General features: G+C 67.0%; 16 protein-coding genes and 2 pseudogenes. 5 read left to right on the top strand and 13 right to left on the bottom strand.

Annotation, left to right across the window (positions count from 1 at the left end; translation table 11 throughout):
- Position 1 precedes the first annotated feature (1 nt).
- A complete protein-coding gene (gene purU / locus ACHMXB_RS14995) occupies positions 2 to 901 on the top strand; it encodes a formyltetrahydrofolate deformylase (protein WP_395399546.1) in 900 nt (299 codons plus the stop codon).
- A gap of 191 nt (positions 902 to 1,092) precedes the next feature.
- On the opposite strand, the gene bcp is transcribed toward purU, so the two are convergent.
- The 9 genes and pseudogenes from bcp to ACHMXB_RS14950 all read right to left on the bottom strand — a co-directional run bounded on the left by bcp (position 1,093) and on the right by ACHMXB_RS14950 (position 9,601).
- Positions 1,093 to 1,572 carry a thioredoxin-dependent thiol peroxidase gene (bcp, locus tag ACHMXB_RS14990; protein WP_395399544.1) on the bottom strand — a complete coding sequence of 160 codons (480 nt, stop codon included), beginning with the start codon at positions 1,570 to 1,572 and terminating at the stop codon, positions 1,093 to 1,095.
- An 84-nt stretch (positions 1,573 to 1,656) separates the two neighbouring features.
- Positions 1,657 to 2,313, bottom strand: coding sequence for a winged helix-turn-helix domain-containing protein (locus ACHMXB_RS14985; RefSeq protein WP_395399542.1), 657 nt, complete (start codon positions 2,311 to 2,313; stop codon positions 1,657 to 1,659).
- A gap of 10 nt (positions 2,314 to 2,323) precedes the next feature.
- Entirely contained in the window at positions 2,324 to 3,667 is a 1,344-nt protein-coding gene (gene allB, locus ACHMXB_RS14980) for an allantoinase AllB (RefSeq protein WP_395399540.1), read from the bottom strand.
- Positions 3,660 to 4,880, bottom strand: coding sequence for a glycerate kinase (locus ACHMXB_RS14975; RefSeq protein WP_395399538.1), 1,221 nt, complete (start codon positions 4,878 to 4,880; stop codon positions 3,660 to 3,662). Before ACHMXB_RS14975 ends, allB begins: the two co-directional genes overlap by 8 nt.
- Positions 4,881 to 4,951: 71 nt before the next feature.
- On the bottom strand, positions 4,952 to 6,730 hold the full coding sequence (gcl, locus tag ACHMXB_RS14970) for a glyoxylate carboligase (RefSeq protein WP_395399536.1): 1,779 nt from the start codon (positions 6,728 to 6,730) through the stop codon (positions 4,952 to 4,954).
- Positions 6,731 to 6,839: 109 nt separating this feature from the next.
- Positions 6,840 to 7,719: pseudogene (locus ACHMXB_RS14965) on the bottom strand (2-hydroxy-3-oxopropionate reductase).
- 84 nt (positions 7,720 to 7,803) lie between these two features.
- A complete protein-coding gene (locus tag ACHMXB_RS14960; protein WP_395399534.1) occupies positions 7,804 to 8,604 on the bottom strand; it encodes a hydroxypyruvate isomerase family protein in 801 nt (266 codons plus the stop codon).
- Positions 8,605 to 8,861: 257 nt separating this feature from the next.
- Positions 8,862 to 9,275, bottom strand: a complete 414-nt coding sequence (locus ACHMXB_RS14955) for an SRPBCC domain-containing protein (RefSeq protein WP_395399532.1) — start codon at positions 9,273 to 9,275, stop codon at positions 8,862 to 8,864.
- Positions 9,272 to 9,601, bottom strand: a complete 330-nt coding sequence (locus tag ACHMXB_RS14950) for an ArsR/SmtB family transcription factor (RefSeq protein WP_395399530.1) — start codon at positions 9,599 to 9,601, stop codon at positions 9,272 to 9,274. The genes ACHMXB_RS14955 and ACHMXB_RS14950 overlap by 4 nt, the downstream gene beginning before the upstream one ends.
- Positions 9,602 to 10,016: 415 nt before the next feature.
- Between ACHMXB_RS14950 and ACHMXB_RS14945 the strand changes: the two genes are divergently transcribed.
- Positions 10,017 to 10,223, top strand: coding sequence for a hypothetical protein (locus tag ACHMXB_RS14945; RefSeq protein ID WP_395399529.1), 207 nt, complete (start codon positions 10,017 to 10,019; stop codon positions 10,221 to 10,223).
- 143 nt (positions 10,224 to 10,366) lie between these two features.
- On the opposite strand, the gene ACHMXB_RS14940 is transcribed toward ACHMXB_RS14945, so the two are convergent.
- The 4 genes from ACHMXB_RS14940 to ACHMXB_RS14925 all read right to left on the bottom strand — a co-directional run bounded on the left by ACHMXB_RS14940 (position 10,367) and on the right by ACHMXB_RS14925 (position 13,938).
- Positions 10,367 to 11,326, bottom strand: a complete 960-nt coding sequence (locus tag ACHMXB_RS14940) for an SRPBCC family protein (protein ID WP_395399527.1) — start codon at positions 11,324 to 11,326, stop codon at positions 10,367 to 10,369.
- Between the two features lie 270 nt (positions 11,327 to 11,596).
- Positions 11,597 to 12,178, bottom strand: a complete 582-nt coding sequence (locus tag ACHMXB_RS14935) for an AAA family ATPase (protein WP_395399525.1) — start codon at positions 12,176 to 12,178, stop codon at positions 11,597 to 11,599.
- Between the two features lie 343 nt (positions 12,179 to 12,521).
- On the bottom strand, positions 12,522 to 13,370 hold the full coding sequence (locus ACHMXB_RS14930; RefSeq protein ID WP_395399523.1) for a PhzF family phenazine biosynthesis protein: 849 nt from the start codon (positions 13,368 to 13,370) through the stop codon (positions 12,522 to 12,524).
- A gap of 94 nt (positions 13,371 to 13,464) precedes the next feature.
- Positions 13,465 to 13,938 (bottom strand): hypothetical protein, encoded by a 474-nt coding sequence (locus tag ACHMXB_RS14925; protein WP_395399521.1) that lies wholly within the window; start codon positions 13,936 to 13,938, stop codon positions 13,465 to 13,467.
- 158 nt (positions 13,939 to 14,096) lie between these two features.
- Between ACHMXB_RS14925 and ACHMXB_RS14920 the strand changes: the two genes are divergently transcribed.
- The 3 genes and pseudogenes from ACHMXB_RS14920 to ACHMXB_RS14910 all read left to right on the top strand — a co-directional run bounded on the left by ACHMXB_RS14920 (position 14,097) and on the right by ACHMXB_RS14910 (position 19,452).
- Positions 14,097 to 15,860, top strand: coding sequence for an ABC transporter ATP-binding protein (locus tag ACHMXB_RS14920; RefSeq protein WP_395399519.1), 1,764 nt, complete (start codon positions 14,097 to 14,099; stop codon positions 15,858 to 15,860).
- Positions 15,857 to 17,855, top strand: a pseudogene (locus tag ACHMXB_RS14915) (ABC transporter ATP-binding protein). Before ACHMXB_RS14920 ends, ACHMXB_RS14915 begins: the two are co-directional and overlap by 4 nt.
- Positions 17,856 to 18,381: 526 nt before the next feature.
- Positions 18,382 to 19,452, top strand: coding sequence for an IS110 family transposase (locus ACHMXB_RS14910; RefSeq protein WP_395399517.1), 1,071 nt, complete (start codon positions 18,382 to 18,384; stop codon positions 19,450 to 19,452).
- Positions 19,453 to 19,473: the final 21 nt, after the last annotated feature.

Below are 19,473 nucleotides of genomic sequence, written 5' to 3'. Positions count from 1 at the left end.
CATGACTGCTATCCAGACTGAGAACCGCGCCTCCGGGCAGGCCAACAGCGGCGTCGAGCACGTCCTGACCCTGGACTGCCCCGAAGGCCCGGGCATCGTGCACGCCGTCTCCGGCTTCCTGCTGGAGTACGGCTGCGACATCATCGACAACAAGCAGTTCGGCGACCGGTCCGAAGGCCACTTCTTCATGCGCGTGCACTTCGCGTCCGACGGCAACGAATCCACGCTGGAGCAGCTGCGCGCCGGGTTCGCCCCGGTGGCGGAGAAGTACGACATGAAGTGGCGGCTGGAACGGAACGGGTCCCGCCGCAAGGTCCTGATCATGGTCTCGAAGTTCGGCCACTGCCTCAACGACCTGCTCTTCAGGGCCCGGGTGGGGGAGCTTCCCATCGAGGTTGTGGGCGTGGTGTCCAACCACACCGACCACCAGACCCTGGTGGAGTGGCACGACATCCCCTTCTTCCACGTCCCTGTTACTGCTGCCACCAAGCCGCAGGCCGAGGCACGGCTGCTGGAAATCGTGGACGAGCTCGACGTCGAGCTGGTGGTGCTGGCCCGCTACATGCAGGTCCTCAGCGACGACCTGGCCCGGAAGCTGGACGGCAAGGCGATCAACATCCACCACTCATTCCTTCCGTCGTTCAAGGGTGCCAAGCCGTACCACCAGGCGTATGCCCGCGGCGTGAAGACCGTCGGTGCCACCGCGCACTACGTGAACGCGGAACTCGACGAGGGACCGATCATCGCGCAGCAGGTGGTGGAGGTGGACCACACCTTCGGCCCCGACGACCTGGTGGCCGCCGGCCGGGACACCGAGTGCAAGGCGCTCAGCAACGCCGTCCGCTGGCACTGCGAAGGCCGGATCATCCTGAACGGCAACCGCACTGTGGTCCTGAAATAACCCGGTCCTGAAGTAAGGACGCGTCCTCACGTCCTGTCGCTAAGCCCGGACGCGTCCTCACGTCCTGTCGCTTAAGCCGAAACGCTCCTGCAGTTCATGCAGGAGCGTTTCGTTTTAAGCTGCGTTAAGTGAGGACGCGTCCGGGGTGAGGCGACGAAAGGTGAGGAAGCGTCGGGGGAAGAGAGCGTGCTTTAGACGCCGAGCTGTTCGCGGAGCGCCTGGACGTGGCCCTGCGCCTTGACCTGGTACTGGGCCAGCGTGACCTTGCCTTCGGGATCCAGGACCACGGTGGAGCGGACGATGCCCTCGTGAACCTCGCCGTCGATGAGCTTCTCGCCCCAGGCGCCGTAGGCCAGGGCGACGGAGTGGTCCTCGTCGGCCAGCAGCGGGAAGGTGAGCCCGAAGTCACCCGTGAAGTTGGCCAGCTTCTCAGGTGCGTCGGGGGAGATGCCCAGCACCGCGTAGCCGGAACCCTGGAAGGAGGCCAGGTTGTCGCGGAAGTCGCAGGCCTCGGTGGTGCAGCCGGGGGTGGCAGCCTCGGGGTAGAAGTACACGATGACGTTCTTACCGCGGTAGTCGGCCAGCGCGGTCTGCTTGCCTTCTGCGTCCTGCAGGGTGAAGTCGGGCGCCTGGGTTCCGGGCTGGAGCTTGGTGGTCAGTTTGGGGCTCATGGCATTCCTTCTGATGGATCTGGGTCGAGCGAAAAATCTGGTCAAGCGCAATGACTGATCGGACTGATATGGATAACAGCAGCCCTAGATACTGTATTCCGCAGGACCGCGCACGGTGGCCGCGGGTCCGCAGATGAAGCGGTAGCCGCCGCCGCGGACCGTGGCGATCGCGTGCCGGCCGCCGCGCAGCTTCCGCCGCACCCGCCCCACGTAGACGTCGATGGAACGGGTCGCGGCGCCGGGGCTGTCGAACGACTCCAGGAACAGCCGCAGCTCCTCCCGGTCAACGGTCCGCGAGCAGTGCTCCACGAGGTAGCGCAGCAGCTTGAACTCGACGCCGGTCAGCGGCACCCGCTCACCGTCCAGCAGCACTTCGGACCGGGAAAGGTCCACGGCCACCCGGCTGACGTGCCCGGCCGACGGCGGGAGGCGGGGTGCGCCGCCGTCGTCCGTTTCCGGGGAGTCCTCCGGAACGGACGACGGCAGTTCCTGGGTTCCGCTGCCAGCCGCACCCTCCCCTGGGGCGGTAGCAGCGAAGGTTGCAGCTCCGGCGGCGGGCCAGTGGACTTCCGCCTCCGGAGCAAATTGAAGGGCCCTCGCCAGCACCAGCTCGGCGGCCCGGGCCAGGATGTCCGGATCGATGTACTCGCCAGCTGAGGGAGCTACCCAGACGGCCAGGCCGTGGGCCTTGGCGAAACTACGGGACGACGTGCCGCGCGGTGAATGGGCATGCACAGCCACCGCACGGTCCTCAGATGCCGCCGCGGCGGATCAGCTTGCCGCCGGGGGTCTGGCCGTCCACCACGTTGCCGCGCAGGTACGTGCGGCGGACCACGCCGGAGAGTGCCTTGCCGTCGTAGGGGGTGATGGGGTTCTTGTGCTTGAGCTTGGACACGTCCACCACGAAGGCCTCGTCCTGGGCAAAAATGGAGAAGTCGGCGTCGTAGCCCAGGGCCAGCTGGCCCTTGTTGGACAGCCGGGCCAGATTGGCAGGTTTTTCAGCCATCCACGAGACAACCTGTTCCAGCGGGATGCCGCGGTGCCGGGCCTCGGTCCAGATCAGGGACAGGCCCAGCTGCAGCGAGGAGACGCCGCCCCAGGCCACGGCGAAGTCGCCGTTTTCCAGGTCCTTCAGGTCCAGGGTCGACGGCGAGTGGTCCGAGACGATGCAGTCGATGGTGCCGTCCTGCAGGCCCTGCCAGAGGAGCTCGCGGTTGGAGGCCTCGCGGATGGGCGGGCAGCACTTGTACGCGGTGGCGCCGTCGGGGATTTCCTCGGCCATGAGCGTGAGGTAGTGCGGACAGGTTTCCACGGTGAGGTGCACGCCGTCGCGCTTTGCCGACGCGATCATGGGCAGCGCGTCCGACGACGAGAGGTGCAGGACGTGGGCGCGGGCGCCGGTCCAGCGGGCGCGCTCGATCACCTCGGCGATGGCCTTGTTCTCGGCGCCGCGGGGGCGGGAGGCCAGGAAGGTGGAGTAGTGTGCGCCGCCGGGGTGGGGCGCGTGGTCGATCGCGTGCGAGTCCTCGGCGTGGACGATCATGAGGGAGTCGAAGGACTTCAGCTCGCGCATGTCCTCCTCCATCTCGTCCGCCTCCAGGTGCGGGAACTCGTCCACGCCGGAGTGCAGCAGGAAGCACTTGAAGCCGAAGACGCCCTCGTCGTGCAGCGGTCGCAGGTCCGCCTTGTTCCCGGGGATGGCGCCGCCCCAGAAGCCGACGTCCACGAAGGCCTGGTCCTCGGCCACCTCGCGCTTGAGCTTGAGGCCGTCCACGTTGGTGGTGGGCGGGATGGAGTTCAGCGGCATGTCGATGATGGTGGTGACGCCGCCGGCGGCCGCGGCGCGGGTGGCGGAGGCGAAGCCTTCCCACTCGGTGCGGCCGGGCTCGTTGACATGGACGTGCGTGTCCACCAGGCCTGGGATCAGGGTTTCGTCGTCGGCGAGTTCGATGACCTCGGCGCCGGCGAGGCCGTTGCCGAGCGGTTCGAGGGCGACGATCTTGCCGCCGCGCACGCCCACTTCACGGGCCGCGATCCCGGCGGTGGTGAGGATGCGCCGGCCCCGGATGACCAGGTCAAAGCGTTCTTCAGACATTCAGGGGCTCCTTCGTGTAAGCACTGCGGGTCAGGTCCGCGCCGATGTGCTGACCCAATTCTTCAAGCAGTCGGCCTGCTTCAGCTATACATATCTCTACATTGCTTTCCAGCGCCGTCAGAGGGTAGACCTCCCGGAAACCTGAACTCTCCTGCTGTTCCGGCGAAAGGGTGGTCCGGCCGCAGACGGCGAACGCCGGCACGCCGGCTTGGGCGGCTGCCCGGGCCACGCCCATGGGCGTCTTGCCGAGCAGGCTCTGTTCATCGAGGCTGCCTTCGCCGGTGATCACCAGGTCCGCTCCGGCCAGCCGCTCTGTCAGCCGGGTAAATTCAAGCACGACGTCGATGCCCGGGCGGCGTGATGCCGCCAGCGCCGCGATGGCGGCATAGCCCACACCGCCGGCCGCTCCGGCGCCCGGCGCGTTCGCTGCCTTGACCGCGCGCGGCCCGATTTCCGCCGCGAGGATCTGGACGAAGTTGGCCAGGGCGGCGTCCAGTTCGCCGACGTCGGCGGCGGTGGCGCCCTTCTGCGGTCCGAAGATGGCTGCCGCGCCCTCGGGCCCGAGCAGCGGGTTGTCCACGTCGCTCGCCAGAATGAAGCGGGATTCCTCCAGCCGGGTATCGAAGCCGGAGAAATCGATGGACGCGAGGCGCGCCAGTGCGGCGCCGCCGAGGGGCAGTTCGTTGCCTTCGGCGTCGAGCATCCGGGCGCCGAGTCCCTGCAGGACGCCCGCACCGCCGTCGGTGTTGGCGCTGCCGCCGACGCCCAGGATGATCTGCCGGCAGCCGGCGTCGAGCGCCGCGCGGATCAGCTCACCGGTTCCCACGCTGCTGGCGGTCCGGGCCGTTTCGGAACCCGGCCGCCCGCCGTCGTGCTTGGACACGGCGGAGGGTGGCAAGACCGCGAGCCCGGACGCCCCAGCCATTTCGATCACAGCCTCCCGGCCGCGCACCGCGAACTCCACGGTCAGCGGCTGCCCGGTGGGGCCGCTGACCCTGGCGCTGCGGCGGGTAAAGCCGGAGCCGACGGCGGCGTCGAGGGTGCCCTCGCCGCCGTCGGCCACGGGAATCCGCAGTACCTCAAGGGTGCCCTCTTCTCCAAGGGTGCCGGGGCGGCCCGCTGTGGCGGAACGCAGCCCGGTTTCAAGGTGCCGGGCGACGTCCGGGGCGGAGAGTGAGCCCTTGAACTTGTCCGGCGCGATCACGATGCGCATTGCTTGCCTATCTTCGGTACTTTTCGGTGCGGCTGGTTTGCAGTCCCGCAGGTTGTCAGTCCCGCAGGGGATTAGTCCTGCAGGGCCAGGATGGCGGTGGGAGCGTCCGCGGCGGTGGCGGCCAGCTCCTCGAACTCGTTCACGGCGTTGATCTCGAGGCCCATGGAGATGTTGGTGACCTTTTCCAAGATCACTTCAACCACCACCGGAACCTGGAACTCGCCCATCAGCGCCTTGGCCTTGTCGAACGCGGCCGGCATGTCCTCCGGGCTGGTCACCCGGATGGCCTTGCAGCCCAGGCCCTCGGCCACCTTGATGTGGTCCACGCCGTAGCCCTCGGTCTCGGGGGAGTTGATGTTGTCGAAGCCCAGCGACACGTTCTGCTCCATGTTGAACCCGCGCTGCGACTGGCGGATCAGGCCCAGGTAGGAGTTGTTCACCACCACGTGGATGTACGGCAGGTTGAACTGAGCGCCCACGGCCAGTTCCTCGATCATGAACTGGAAGTCGTAGTCGCCGGACAGCGCCACCACGGTCTCGCCCGGCTTGCCGCGAACCACGCCGAGGGCGGCCGGGGCGGTCCAGCCCAGCGGGCCTGCCTGGCCGGCGTTGATCCACCGGCGGGCGCCGAACACGTGCAGCATCTGGGCGCCGGCGATCTGGGACAGGCCGATGGTGGACACATAGGTGGTGTCCTTGCCGAACGCCTTGTTCATCTCCTCGTACACGCGCTGCGGCTTGATCGGCACGTTGTCGAAATGGGTCTTGCGGTGCAGGGTGGCCTTGCGCTCGGCGCACTCGGCAACCCAGCCCTTGTAGTCCGGGAGGGTTCCGGCCGCCTGGCGTTCGCGGGCCAGTTCCAGCAGGCCGTCCAGGGCGGCGCCGGCGTCGGAGGCGATGCCGAAGTCCGGGGAGAACACGCGGCCGATCTGGGTGGGCTCGATGTCGATGTGCACGAACTTGCGGCCGGCGGTGTAGGTGTCCAGCCCGCCGGTGTGGCGGTTGGCCCAGCGGTTGCCGATGCCGATCACGAAGTCGCTGCGCAGGAAGTTCTCGTTGCCGTAGCGGTGGCTAGTCTGCAGGCCAACCATGCCGGCCATCAGCTCGTGGTCGTCCGGGATGGCGCCCCAGCCCATGAGGGTGGGGATGACCGGAACGTTCAGCAGCTCGGCCAGTTCCACCAGCTGCGCGGAGGCGCCGGCGTTGATGATGCCGCCGCCGGCCACGATCAGCGGGCGCTCGCCTGCGGTCAGCATGTCCAGGGCCTTCTCCAGCTGCTTGCGGGAGGCCTTGGGCTTTTCAACGGGCAGCGGCTCGTAGGTGTCGATGTCGAATTCGATCTCGGCCATCTGCACATCGATCGGCAGGTCCAGCAGCACCGGGCCGGGGCGGCCGGAGCGCATCAGCTGGAAGGCCTTCTGGAAGGCGCCGGGAACCTGGCCGGGCTCCAGGATGGTCATGGCCATCTTGGTGACGGGCTTGGCGATGGACTCGATGTCCACGGCCTGGAAGTCTTCCTTGTGCAGCTTGGCCACGGGGGCCTGGCCGGTGATGCAGAGCATGGGGATGGAGTCGGCCCATGCGGCGTAGAGGCCGGTGATCATGTCGGTGCCGGCAGGGCCGGAGGTGCCGATGCAGATGCCGATGTTGCCGTCTGCTGCTCGGGAGTAGCCGTCGGCCATGTGGCTGGCGCCTTCAACGTGGCGGGCCAGCGTGTGGCGGATGCCGCCGTGGGCCCGCATGGCGGAGTAGAACGGGTTGATCGCCGCACCCGGCAGGCCGAACGCCTCGGTGGCGCCCTCCTTTTCCAGGATGGCGATGGCAGCGTCTACGGTGCGCATCTTGGTCATGGTGTGCTCCTAAAAAGTCTGTTTTTGGGTGTGCTGAAGGTGCCGCCGTCGTTGAAGTACGACGGCGGTCGCCCTGGTTTGCTTGTTGCTGCGCCTGAGACGCGTTGGCTTACTCCCGGCCGCTGAGCTGGAGGACCTGCTTGAAGAGTCCCGAGTGGTCCAGGCCGCCGTCGCCCTGGTTGACGGTGGCGGCGACGAGCTGGGCGACGACGGCGCCGAGCGGGATGGAAACGTTGGCTTCGCGGGCGGCGGAGGTGACGATGCCCAGGTCCTTGTGGTGCAGGGCGAGGCGGAAGCCGGGGTCGAAGTTGCGGTCCAGCATCTTCTGGCCCTTCTGGTCCAGGACCTTGGAGCCGGCCAGGCCGCCGCCGAGGACCTTGAGGGCGGCGTCGGTGTCCACGCCGTAGGCCTCAAGGAAGGCGATGGCCTCACCGAGGACCTCTATGTTCACCGCGACGATCAGCTGGTTGGCAGCCTTGACGGTCTGGCCGGAGCCGGAGGGGCCCACGTGGACGATGGTCTTGCCGACGGCGTTCAGGACGTCCTGGGCTGCCTCGAAGTCTGCCTTGTCGCCGCCGACCATGATGGAGAGGACGGCGTCGATGGCGCCCTGTTCGCCGCCGGAAACCGGGGCGTCGAGGGGGGCGGATGCCGGCTGCGGTGGCGTCGTCGGACAGGCGCTTGGCGACGTCGGGGCGGATGCTGGACGCATCGATCCAGAGGGTGCCCTGCTTGGCGTTGGCGAAGACGCCGTCCGGGCCGCTGACGACGCCTTCGACGTCGGGGGAGTCCGGCACCATGGTGATGACGACGTCGGCGTCCTTGACAGCGTCCGCGATGCTCGTGGCGCCCTTGCCGCCTTCGGAGACGAGCTTGTCGATCTTGTCCTGGCTGCGGTTGAAGCCGGTGACGGTGTGGCCGGCCTTGACGAGGTTGATGGCCATGGGCAGGCCCATGATTCCGAGTCCGATGACTGCAACGTTGCTCATGATGGTTCTCTTTCTGAAGTCTTTGTTGTTGTTTCGCTGGTTGAGCTTGTCGAAACCATGGATCTCGACAAGCCCGATCACCGGTTAGCTGGCGGCGTGTTCGCGGATCGCCCAGCTGAAGGCGGTTTCCTGCGGTTCCTTGTATTCGAGGCCGATGTAGCCGTCGTAGCCGAGTTCGCGGCTGCGGGCGATCCACTCGCCGAGGGGAAGCTCGCCGGTTCCGGGAGCCCCGCGGCCGGGGTTGTCGGCAATCTGGATGTGGCCGAAGTCCTTGGCGTGGTTTTCGATGACCGCGGCAACGTCGTCCCCGTTGACGGCCAGGTGGTAGAAGTCCGCGAGCAGCTTGATGTTCTGGGCGCCGGATTCCGCCTTGACCCGGGCGATCACGTCGAGCGCGTCCTGGGCCTTGAGGAGCGGGTAGCGCGGGGCCCCGCTGACGGGTTCGAGGAGGACGGTGCCGCCGATCCGGGCCACGCCCTCGGCCGCCGCGGCCAGGTTCTTGGCCGCCAGTTCGTCCTGCTCCTCCGGGCTGAATTCCTCCTGGCGGTTGCCGTAGAGGGCATTGAAGGCGGTGCAGCCGAGGCGCTCGCCGATGCCGGCGACGACGTCGATGTTGTCCTTGAACTCCGAGCAGCGTCCCTTCCAGGAGACCAAGCCGCGGTCGCCGCCGGGCATATTGCCGGCGTTGAAGTTCAGGCCGGAGAGCTGGACGCCGGCGTCGGTGATGGCGCGCTCGAAAGCCGTGGTCTCGGCGTCGGAAGGGACTGAGCTCTCAAAGGGCCACCAGAACTCGACGGCGTCGAAACCGGCCGCCTTCGCGGCTGCGGGGCGCTCGAGCAGGGGCAGCTCCGTCAGGAGGATGGAGCAGTTCACTGTGTACGTCATCGTAGGTCCTTCCGGGGAGGGGCTTTGATCTATCTTCCCTGCTTCTCGGCTTCCTACCGTTTCCGCTTTGTGGAATATAGATTCTGCTTTATGAAAAGTGTAGGGAAAGGGTGGCCGGGTAGTCAAGGGGAGCGGGCAGGGCGAAGGACGACGCCGGCCATGGCAGTTGTGGAGCCGTGCGGAAGCGCAGGAAGGGCCGGCACTCGAGGTGTGCCGGCCCTTCCTGATGTTGCGGTCTGTATTTTTCCCCGGGGGCGTTACGCCCGCGCAGCCTCGACGAGCACGCCGTCGATCCGCGACAGCACGCCGGGCCAGCCGTTGCCCATGCCCTCGAAGGCCTGCTGGCCCATCGGGGTGTCGAGCTTGAAACCGGCGTGCTCGAGGTGCAGTACCGTTCCGTCCTCGACGGTTTCAAGAGTCCACGTGATGGTGGTGCCCAGGCCGCCTTCGGCGAAAAGGAAGCTGATTGAGGTGCCGGGGTCGACGCTGCGCACTTCGCACTGCTGCGTGCCCCAGGCGCCCATGTCCAGGGTGAAGCGGTGCCCGACGGTGGGGGCGATGTCGCCCGGCGCCCACCAGCGCGCGAGCAGGTCCGGCGTCGTGAGTGCCTTCCAGACTGCCTCGGGCGGGTGCGGGAAATGCCGCGTGAGGCGGATTGTGTTGTCGGTCATGATGGGTTCTCCTCGTTCGATAGGTTGCTGTCCAGTAGGTTGCCCAGCGCATCGAGGCGCCGGTTCCAGTAGTGCTCGTAATGCTTCAGCCAGCCGCCCACCTCGGCCAGGCCGGCGGCATGAAGGTGGTACACCCGGTGCCGTCCTCGCCGCTCTTCCCGGACCAGCCCGGCCTCGCGGAGCACGGCGAGGTGTTCCGACGCAGTAGAGCGGCTCTGCTCGAGCAGCCCCGTGAGGTCGCCGGCTGTCCGCGGCCCGTTCCGGAGCTCGTCGAGGATGGTGCGCCGAGCCGGGTTGGCCAGGGCGCCGAAGATGTCGGGAAGCACGCTTGCAGGATATGTCGGAAATTTCCGAAATGAAAGTGCGGGCGGCCGGCGGCCAGTGCTTCTTGGCCATGGACTCCGAGCAAATCTGCACCGCTTTCGCGGCAGGCGGTCCACGTCTCCCGGGGTTTTCCAAGGGTGATCCCGGCAGCCGCGGAGCAAAGCGGTGCAGATTTGCCCGGTCCCGGCCACCTTCAGGTGCTGGCCGCCGATTTGAGCAACCAGAAACCGAAAAACCCCTGTTTCCCGGGGCTCCGGGCTCGTAAAATAAAGGTGGGGCCGACGGCACGAGCCCCGGAGAGCGATCCTTACGAGCCCGGGGCGCCTTCCCAAAACGCCGCCGGCCCTTATGAATGCCGCCAGGTTCCGATCCGGTTACGGCTCTTCCCGCAAGGTCACGCTCATGTGACCATGGGGCATGAGCGAAGAACTTATGGCGGCGGCACCCTCCGGCGGTGGCGCTCCCCGTAATCGAACGGCCGGACTGATCCACTCCGAGGGCTCCGAGGCAACGCGAAAGATGCGCGAGCAGGCCCGGCGGCGCCGGGAGGCAGAAGCAAAATTGCAGCTGCATCTGATGGAAACCCGCAACAAGTCAGCCGGAACACCCGACCCCGCACTCTGACGGTCCGGCGCGAAACTACACCAAACAGCAATCACGGCGACACCATTCCGGTGCCGCCGTGATTGCTGTTCAGTTATAAGCCAGCGTGCCGCCGTCTAAATAACGCCCGACGGCGGCACCTGCGTTCTCAGTGGAGGCTGGCGTTAGTGCTGGCCGGAAGTGCCGCCAAGGGGCGGGAGGGTGCCCGGGCCCCCGTCTTCCCGTTCGGCCCGGTCCGCGGCGCTCCTCGTGTCGCTTACTGCGGTTTCGTCCGAGTCGCCTTCGTCGTCGATCAGGCCGTTGGTCTGGTCGAAGGGATGGGCGACGGTCTCGTCCGTCAGGGCCGACCCGGTGCCGGCCGCAGTTCCGCCCGCAAACGCTCCGCCCGGTACGGTGTCCGCCGCTGTTCCGCCGGCGAAGCCCGAGGTGCCTGTCGTGTCGGTGACGACTGTGGTTTCGGTGTACTCCGGCACCACGGGGGTGACGGTCTCGTCGACGACATAAACGGTGTCGGTGTCCTTGTCCTTGCCGCCCGCTGCGACGGCCGCGGCCGCGCCTGCTGCGGCGGCCACTCCGGCAGCTGCCGCCATCTTGCCGGAGACGCCGGCCTTGCCGCTGTCTCCCAGCGATCCGGCAGCGTGCTCAACGCCCGGAGTCCCCACTGACCCGCCTTCGTTGACCGAGCCCCGCCAGGCGCCGCTGGCGTAGCCTTCGTCCTCGATGAATGCCTTGAACCTCTTGAGGTCGGACTCCGCCTGGTGCTCAACGACGTGCAACTTGTCGCCGATCTTCTCCACGATCCCTTCGGGTTCGTAGTCGATGAACAGCTTGATGGACGTCTGGCCACCGCCCACGTCTTCAAACTCCACCGAGCCCGCGTTGGTGGCACCCTCCGTGGCAGCCCAGGCAACCTTCTGGTCCGGCTGCTGCTCGAGGATCCGCGCCTCCCACTTGCGCTTCACTCCCGCGATCTCGGCGACCCATTCGAGGCGGTCATCGCTCAGTTGGGTCACTTTTTTGACGCCGCCCATGAAGTGCGGGAAGTCTTCGAACTGGGTCCACTGGTTGTATGCCGTGCTGACCGGCACGTTCACCAGAATGCGCTTCTCAACCCTCGTGCTCATAGTGTCTCCTTCGTCGAAGTGAACAGATGATGGTCCGGTATCCGAAGTCATCAGCTTGCTTACTATATCGTCGACGGCGGAGCGTGGCCAGAGCCGGGAGTGCCCGGACCGTGGTTGGGTGAGGGAAAGGGGAAGCCTCCGCGCGAATCAAAGGACTCCAGCGCGGAGGCTTCCAGCGCTCCGATTTGGGGGGAAAGTGGAGAGCTGGCACTAATGTACAGCCGGATGGACTCCAGGGAACGCGTATTCGGCCGTTTCGGAAATTCTTGACTAAACCTTGAGTTGGCGTTGCGAATCGACCGCGTCGATCAGCCTGGCGAGCACATCGGCAGGCGGGCCGCCGGCGTCGATCCTCACCATGTCCGCGTACTCGGGAAGTGCGCGGTACGCGTCCCGCAGGGCAGTCAGATCGGCCAGGGATTCCTCATCCGTGCCCCGAGCCAGGGTCCGCCGGTGCGCCTCTTCGGGGCTCACGTCCAGATGGAGGACCTGGTCCGGGGCGGGAAGAGTGCGGAGCAGCCAGGGGAGAAACCGTCCGCGGCACAGGCCCCTAGCCTCGCGCAGCGCCAGCTGGCAGTGGAGGTGGCGGTCCATCACAACCAGCCCCTCGAAGCGGGTTGCCCGGACAGTGGACACCATGACGTTGAAGACGCGCATGGTGGTTTCCGCCGCGTCGGCCAGCGGGGCAGGCAGGTGGATGCCTAGCCGTGCGCTGAGCAGGGACATGCGCCGCCGGCCTGCATAGTTGTTCAGCAGAAGCGCCTTGCTGCCCTCCGCACGGGCGGCCGCAACCAGGGAACGGGCCGCCGTCGTTTTTCCCGAACCGTCGATTCCTGTCAGAACAATGAGCATGTGGCCTCCTTCCGTCTCCCTGCCCAACGACTGGGGACCGGGCAACGTTGCGGCTTGGAGGCGCACATCACGTTGCTGGCCATTTTACAAGCGGCCCACAGCCGGGCCGCCAGCCCAGTTCGGACGACGGCGGCACCCGCCGGATCTTGCGGCGATCCTGCCGCAATGTTGCGCCAGGCTTGAGCCTGCGGCGTGACAGTATTCCCAGGGGCCGTGCAGAAGCGCCGCGGCCCCGCAAAGACACCCACTCAAGAATCAGCCAAGAAACACCACGAACTGGGACGGGCAGGTTCAATGGGGCACCGCCCGTCCCCGGCAGTACTTACCCCAGCCGGGGATGGAATTACAGGGAGACGCTGCCCCGGATGACGGTGCGGCTGGTGCCGCCCACCCAAATGCTGTCGCCTTCGGTGGTGATGGTCAGCCGGCCGTCGCGGCCCAGGACCGTGCCCTGGCTGACGGTGTAGTCACCCTCCGCCACACCTGAGCCGATGAGCCACTGCGCAAGGCCGGCGTTCAGGCTGCCGGTAACCGGGTCTTCGGGGACCGCGAGGCCGGGAACGAAGCCGCGCACCTCGAAGTCCGCCGGGCCGCCCTCCCCGTAAGCGCCGATGACGCCCACGTTCAGCTTCCCCATGGCCACGAAGTCGGGCGTCAGATCGAGCACCTGCCGGGCCGAGGCCAGCCGGATGCCGAGCCAGCCCGGGCCGTTGTCCACCCAGTTGCTGTCCAGGACCTGCTCGGGTGTGATGCCCAGGCTGGCAATGGCGTGCTCCAGCTCCTCAGCTTCCACCGGACCGGAACGGCGCAGCGGCGGGGCCTCGAAGAACATTTCGTCGGCCGTTTGGCTGATCTTGACGAGCCCCACCCCGCATTCCTGCACGAGTTCTCCCGCGCGCTGCGGCCGGCCGCCGTTCTCCAGCCACGCGTGCGCGGAGCCAAGCGTGGGGTGGCCGGCGAAGGGAAGCTCGGACGCCGGCGTGAAGATCCGCAGCCGGTAGTCTGCCTCTGCTTGCGTGGGCTTCAGCAGGAACGTGGTCTCCGAGAGGTTGGTCCAGTTGGCGAAACTTTGCATCTGCTCGTCGGACAGGCCGTCGGCGCCATGGACGACGGCCACCGGGTTGCCGGCCCTGGGCCCGGGGGCAAAGACGTCGACCTGCGAGAAGGGGTACTCGTTCACGGTGGCGGGCATGCTGGTCTTTCTGTGGAGATTCAACGTCGGCTGGAACTCACCTGGAGTCCCCAACCACCGTAGGCAGCCTGCCGGACCAGGCACCAGAGCCAATTCAGGAAAGTGGCCCTGCCGTATTGGCCTCAACAGCAGCAGGTACCGGATACGCAGGAACGCGGCGCAGCAGGAAGAACCGGTTGGATGCGGGCAGCCACATCAGCGTGGCACCCGTCAGCGTCAGCACCAGGCCGGCGAGGATCAAAGCGGTGAGGTCGACCGGTGCGCCGATTGCCGACAGGGCGGCGGCGACGGTCAGGAGAATGCGGGCCCAGCGCGCGCCGTGCAGCAAATGCTGCGCCGCCAGTACCTGCAGGGCAGTGAGCGGGACGGCAAAGGCCACGAGATAGGGCACGGCCCAGTCCGGGATCGACTGGCCGAAGTCGATGCCTGCCACCTCCAGGATGACGGGCATCATGCCGGCCACCACGGCGCTGGCCACCCAGCAGGCGGCCGCGAGCCGGACAGCCTGCGGTATGTTTACGCGCCCGATTTTCCCGGGCTCATGAAAGCCCAACTGCTGATCGCTCAATGAAGTCCCCATTCTTCAATTTGCGGTGTTCAATGCCGTGTTCAATTGCGGCGTTTCCGGAATTCCGGCGATGGCCCCAGCCTACAGGTTGCCCCAAGCCACCGGACGTAAACTGGCCTTCCGATCACTTCGAGGACCCGCAGTGAGGGTGGCCCTGCATGCTTTGGAAGCTTCTTGTCCGGTATCTGCAGCCGCAACGGCGGCTGCTGATCGCCGTCGTCGTTTTTCAGCTGGCGCAGTCCATTGCCTCCCTCTATCTCCCCACCCTGAACGCGGACATCATCGACCTCGGCGTGGCCACCGGGGACACCGGCTACATCCTGCGCGTCGGCAGCCTCATGCTGTTCATCACCCTGCTGCAGATCGCCTGCGCCGTGACGGCGGTGTACTTCGGGGCCAAGGCGGCGATGGGCATGGGGCGCGACCTGCGCGGGGCGATCTTCACCCGGGTGGGCGGGTTCTCCGAGCAGGAGGTCACCAGGTTCGGCCCCGCCAGCCTCATCACGCGGTCCACCAACGACGTCCAGCAGGTCCAGCAGCTGGTGCTGATGTCCGCCACCCTGATGGTGGCCGCGCCCATGCTCAGCATCGGCGGCGTGGTGATGGCCGTCCGGCAGGACGCCCAGCTGTCCTGGCTGATCGCGGTGAGCGTGCCGGCGCTGCTGCTCGGCGTCGGGGTGATCATCAGCCGGATGGTGCCGCTGTTCCGCCTGATGCAGCTGCGGATCGATGCCGTCAACAGAGTGCTCCGCGAGCAGCTGGCGGGCATCCGGGTGGTGCGGGCGTTCGTGCGCGAGGACCTGGAGACCGAGCGGTTCGCGGGCGCCAACGCCGACGTGACGGACACGGCGCTGCGGGCCGGGCGGCTGATGGCGCTCGCGTTTCCCGTGGTGATGCTGGTGCTCAACGTCTCCAGCGTGGCGGTGATCTGGTTCGGGTCGTTCCGGATCGAGGACGGCTCCATGCAGGTGGGCACGCTGGTGGCGTTCCTCAGCTACCTGCTGCAGATCCTGATGTCCGTCATGATGGCCACCTTCATGGCCGTGATGATCCCGCGCGCGGCCGTCTCGGCGGACCGGATCGGCGAGGTGCTGGAGACGGAGTCGTCCGTGCGGCCGCCGGTGAACCCGGTGGTGTTCGCCGACGACGCTTCCCGGGGCACCGGTAGCCGGACCGCCCGCGGTGAGCTGGAGATGCGCGACGTCGGATTCGCGTACCCGGGTGCCGAGCGGCCGGTCCTGGACGGCATCAGCTTCACCGCCCCGGCGGGGCAGACGACGGCGGTCATCGGCAGCACGGGCTCGGGGAAGACCACGCTGGTGAACCTCATGCCGCGGCTTTTTGACGCCACCTCGGGGTCGGTGCTGATGGGCGGCGTGGACGTGCGGGAGCTGCACCCGGACTTGCTGTGGGGGCACATCGGCCTGGTGCCGCAGCGGCCATACCTGTTCTCGGGGACCGTGCGGAGCAACCTGCTGTACGGCAAGCCGGATGCCACCGAGGAGGAGCTGTGGCACGCGCTGGCCACCGCCCAGGCCGAGGATTTCGTGCGCGAGATGGAGGGCGGCCTGGACGCGCCCGTCTCGCAGGGCGGCACCAACGTGTCCGGCGGGCAGCGGCAGCGGTTGGCGATCGCCCGGGCACTGGTGAAGCGGCCGGAGCTGTACATCTTCGACGACTCGTTTTCCTCGCTGGACACCGCCACCGACGCCCGGCTCCGGCGGGCGCTGCACCGGGACACCGCCGGCGCCACGCTGGTGATCATCGCGCAGCGCGTCTCCAGCATCGTGGATGCTGACCAGATTCTGGTGCTCGACCGCGGCAGGATCGTCGGGCGCGGAACGCACAGTCAGCTCTTGGAGAGTTCGGAGACGTACCGGGAGATCGTGTCCTCTCAGCTGGCGGCGGAGGAGGCGGCATGAGCACTGCCCGCGGAACCCAACCTGCCCCCGGAACCCAGCGGCCCGACGTCGTACGCATTCCCCGGCCCACGGGCGGGCCGGGACGCGGCGGACCGTTCGCCGGGATGAACGTCCCGGCGGAGAAGGCGCTGAACTTCGGGCCGTCGGCCCGGCGGCTGCTGGGGGAACTGCGCCCCGAGCGGGCGTGGCTGGCGCTGGTACTGGCGCTCGCCGTCGTGAGCGTGGCGTTCTCCGTGACAGGGCCGCGGCTGCTGGGCGAGGGGACCAACCTGATCTTCGCCGGGGTGGTGTCCAAGAACCTGCCGGCCGGGGTGAGCAAGGAGCAGGTGATCGCCGGGCTGCGGGCGTCCGGGCAGAACGCGCAGGCGGACATGATCGGCGCGATGACGCTGACGCCGGGGGCGGGGATCGACTTCGCGGCGCTGGCGAACGTGCTGCTGTGGGCGCTGGCACTGTATGTGCTGGCGTCGGCTTTTGGCTGGATCCAGGCGTACGTGCTCAACGGTGTGGTGCAGCGGACCGTGTACCGGCTGCGGGAGCGGATCGAGGCGAAGATCCACCGGCTGCCGCTGCGGTATTTCGACTCGATCCAGCGCGGCGAGCTGCTCAGCCGGGTCACGAACGACGTGGACAACATCTCGCAGAGCCTGCAGCAGTCGATCTCCCAGGCGGTGACGTCGCTGCTGACGGTGGCGGGCGTGCTGGTGATGATGTTCCTCCTCTCGCCGGTGCTGGCGCTGATTGCGCTGGTGACGGTGCCGCTGACGCTGGTGACCACGGCACTGATCGCCAAGCGCTCGCAGAAGCTGTTCGTGGCGCAGTGGAAGCACACGGGGGAGCTGAACGGGCAGATCGAGGAGACGTACACGGGGCACGCGCTGGTGAAGGTGTTCGGCCGGCAGCAGGAGGTGGAGGAGCGGTTCCGGCAGAAGAATGCGGAGCTGTTCGAGGCGAGCTTCGGCGCGCAGTTCATTTCCGGCCTGATCATGCCGGCGCTGACGTTCATCGGGAACCTGGTGTACGTGGGGGTCGCGGTGGTTGGGGCGCTGCAGGTGGCGTCCGGGGCGATGCAGCTGGGCGATGTGCAGGCGTTCATCCAGTACTCGCGGCAGTTCACCCAGCCGCTGGCCCAGCTGGGGTCGATGGCCAACCTGTTGCAGTCCGGGGTTGCCTCGGCGGAGCGGGTGTTCGAGCTGCTGGATGAGGAGGAGCAGTCTGCTGAGGTTGCTGGCTCTGGTCCTCTTGGCGGGCGGGGACGGCTGGTGTTCGAAAACGTCTCGTTCTCCTACTCAGCCGACAAGCCGCTGATTACGGACCTGAGCCTGGTGGCGGAACCGGGCCAGACGGTGGCCATCGTCGGCCCCACCGGAGCCGGCAAGACCACCCTGGTGAACCTGATGATGCGGTTCTACGAGCTGGATGCCGGGCGGATAACGCTCGACGGCGAGGACGTCACCTCTGTTCCCCCGGCGCGAGCTGCGCTCGCGGATGGGGATGGTGCTGCAGGATACGTGGCTGTTCGGCGGGACCATCAGGGACAACATCGCGTACGGCCGGCCCTCGGCGTCTGAGGCAGAGATCGTGGAGGCGGCGCAGGCGACGTACGTCGACCGGTTCGTGCGTGCCCTGCCGGAGGGGTACGACACGGTGCTCGAGGACGAGGGCTCCAACGTGTCGGCCGGCGAGAAGCAGCTGCTGACGATCGCGCGGGCGTTCCTGTCCCGGCCGTCGGTGCTGATCCTGGACGAGGCGACTTCTTCCGTGGACACCCGGACCGAGCTGTTGGTGCAGAAGGCGATGAGCGCGCTGCGCTCGGACCGGACGAGCTTTGTGATCGCGCACCGCCTCTCCACGATCCGCGACGCCGACCTCATCCTGGTGATGGAGGCCGGGCAAATCGTGGAGCAGGGGACTCATGCTTCGCTGCTGGCTGCGGGCGGGGCGTACGCGCGGCTGTACGAGGCGCAGTTCGCGGCTCCTGCGGCGGAGGTTTAAGGGTTGCACGCGCGGGCGGTTTGAGCGCGAACGGACAGTTGTGGCCCTGGGCTTCGGGGCCGCTGTCGCACGCTTACTATGCGCTGTTATCGGCAGTTGACCTGGGGGAAACCGTCACTCGGGACAAAAGGACTGTATGGGCCCGAGCCCCCGCCAATGCGGGGCGAGGCGCTTTGCCCACAAGACAGCATAAGGCCAGCTTTGCGGACGCGAACGTCTGTGAGGATTGGGGTGGCTGGTCTGGGACTGGCTGGCAGAGTAAGTGCAGGCCGTTCCACCCGGCGGTCGTGACTCATCTGAACGCTTGGCCCCCGTCCGAGGGTGTCCTGTTATCGACATGTCCGTCTGCTGGGTGGGCGGCCGGCACCTGCCCGGCCCACCTCGGTGACTTGATCAGAAGATTGTCCGCCTCCGTGCGGGGCGTGGCTCGTCACAGTGCTGTTCCGAAGTGACCTCTACCCGGACTGGTACCGGCCCGTAACGGCTCCGACCATTTCCGCTGAATGAGGAAGGTGCCAGAACCGCTATGACTATCGTTGCGTATACCCACCCGTTTGTCGTGGGTGTCGATACCCATGCCCGGAAGCACGTCTTCGCCATCATCGCCGTGCCCAGCGGGGAACGGATCGATAGCCGGGATTTCCCGGCGACCGGTGCAGGAATCAGTCGCGCTATTGCTTGGGTCGCTCGTCGCACCGAAGCGGATCTGGCGACTCTGTGGGTGATCGAGGGCACCGCTTCCTACGGTGCTGTGCTGGCCGGGGCTGTCGCTGCTGCCGGTTACCAGGTGGCCGAGGCTGCGCGTATGGATGCTTTGCCGCGTCGTGGGGTTGGTAAGTCGGATCCGCTGGACGCGCACCGGATCGCTTCTGCGGTCCTTTCCTTGGAAGAGGATATGTTGCGCCGGCCACGGTTGAACGAAGGGGTCCGCGCAGCGTTGCGTGTCCTGATCAGTGCGCGGCATTCGATGACAACCGACCGGACCAGGACCGTGAACGCGTTAACTGCGCTGCTGCGAATCAATGATTTGGGTTTCGATGCGCGCGAGTCGTTGACCAGAAGCCGGATCCTGGAGGTGTCCCGGTGGCGGGCCCGTGAAGAACCTCTTGCGGTGTCGGTGGCCCGCTCCGAAGCCGTCAGGCTGGCCAAGCGCATCGGCGACCTTGACGCGGAGATCAAGGCAAACGGCTCCCGGATCACCGAACTGGTCGAGGTAAGCGAAGCCGCGCCGCTGCTGCAGGAATCCGGCTTCGGACCTGTCACGGCAGCCATTTGTCTCACCGCCTGGTCGCATCAAGGCCGGGTACGCTCCGAGGCGGCTTTCGCTTCCCTCGCCGGGGTCAACCCCATTCCGGCTTCATCCGGCAATACCGTTCGTCATCGGCTCAACCGCGGAGGTGACAGGACCCTGAATAAAGCCCTTCACATGGTTGCTCTGACCAGGATGGCGTTCGATCCGGAAACCATCGCATATGCAGCAAAACGGCAGGCAGAAGGGCGGACCAAGAAAGAGATCAGACGGTGCGTGAAACGCTACCTCGCCCGGCGGATCTACCGCACACTCAATGCCAACAGCCTCCAGCCATTACTGCGTTGACAACCATAGAAGAGTCGATAA

The sequence above is a fragment of the Arthrobacter sp. UC242_113 genome (assembly GCF_044054585.1).
GTDB lineage: Bacteria > Actinomycetota > Actinomycetes > Actinomycetales > Micrococcaceae > Arthrobacter.
Note: the sequence above shows the minus strand (reverse complement) of the source record. Positions and strands in the feature narration are given on the sequence as shown.

What these genes read in the sequence shown, in the direction of transcription:
- ACHMXB_RS14935 (WP_395399525.1), bottom strand. Translation starts at nt 12,178, where the DNA reads ATGCTCATTGTTCTGACAGGAATCGACGGTTCGGGAAAAACGACGGCG.
- bcp (WP_395399544.1), bottom strand. Translation starts at nt 1,572, where the DNA reads ATGAGCCCCAAACTGACCACCAAGCTCCAGCCCGGAACCCAGGCGCCC.
- ACHMXB_RS14940 (WP_395399527.1), bottom strand. Translation starts at nt 11,326, where the DNA reads ATGAGCACGAGGGTTGAGAAGCGCATTCTGGTGAACGTGCCGGTCAGC.
- ACHMXB_RS14930 (WP_395399523.1), bottom strand. Translation starts at nt 13,370, where the DNA reads ATGCCCGCCACCGTGAACGAGTACCCCTTCTCGCAGGTCGACGTCTTT.
- ACHMXB_RS14975 (WP_395399538.1), bottom strand. Translation starts at nt 4,880, where the DNA reads ATGCGCATCGTGATCGCGCCGGACAAGTTCAAGGGCTCACTCTCCGCC.
- ACHMXB_RS14960 (WP_395399534.1), bottom strand. Translation starts at nt 8,604, where the DNA reads ATGACGTACACAGTGAACTGCTCCATCCTCCTGACGGAGCTGCCCCTG.
- allB (WP_395399540.1), bottom strand. Translation starts at nt 3,667, where the DNA reads ATGTCTGAAGAACGCTTTGACCTGGTCATCCGGGGCCGGCGCATCCTC.
- gcl (WP_395399536.1), bottom strand. Translation starts at nt 6,730, where the DNA reads ATGACCAAGATGCGCACCGTAGACGCTGCCATCGCCATCCTGGAAAAG.
- ACHMXB_RS14955 (WP_395399532.1), bottom strand. Translation starts at nt 9,275, where the DNA reads ATGACCGACAACACAATCCGCCTCACGCGGCATTTCCCGCACCCGCCC.
- purU (WP_395399546.1), top strand. Translation starts at nt 2, where the DNA reads ATGACTGCTATCCAGACTGAGAACCGCGCCTCCGGGCAGGCCAACAGC.
- ACHMXB_RS14945 (WP_395399529.1), top strand. Translation starts at nt 10,017, where the DNA reads ATGAGCGAAGAACTTATGGCGGCGGCACCCTCCGGCGGTGGCGCTCCC.
- ACHMXB_RS14910 (WP_395399517.1), top strand. Translation starts at nt 18,382, where the DNA reads ATGACTATCGTTGCGTATACCCACCCGTTTGTCGTGGGTGTCGATACC.
- ACHMXB_RS14920 (WP_395399519.1), top strand. Translation starts at nt 14,097, where the DNA reads ATGCTTTGGAAGCTTCTTGTCCGGTATCTGCAGCCGCAACGGCGGCTG.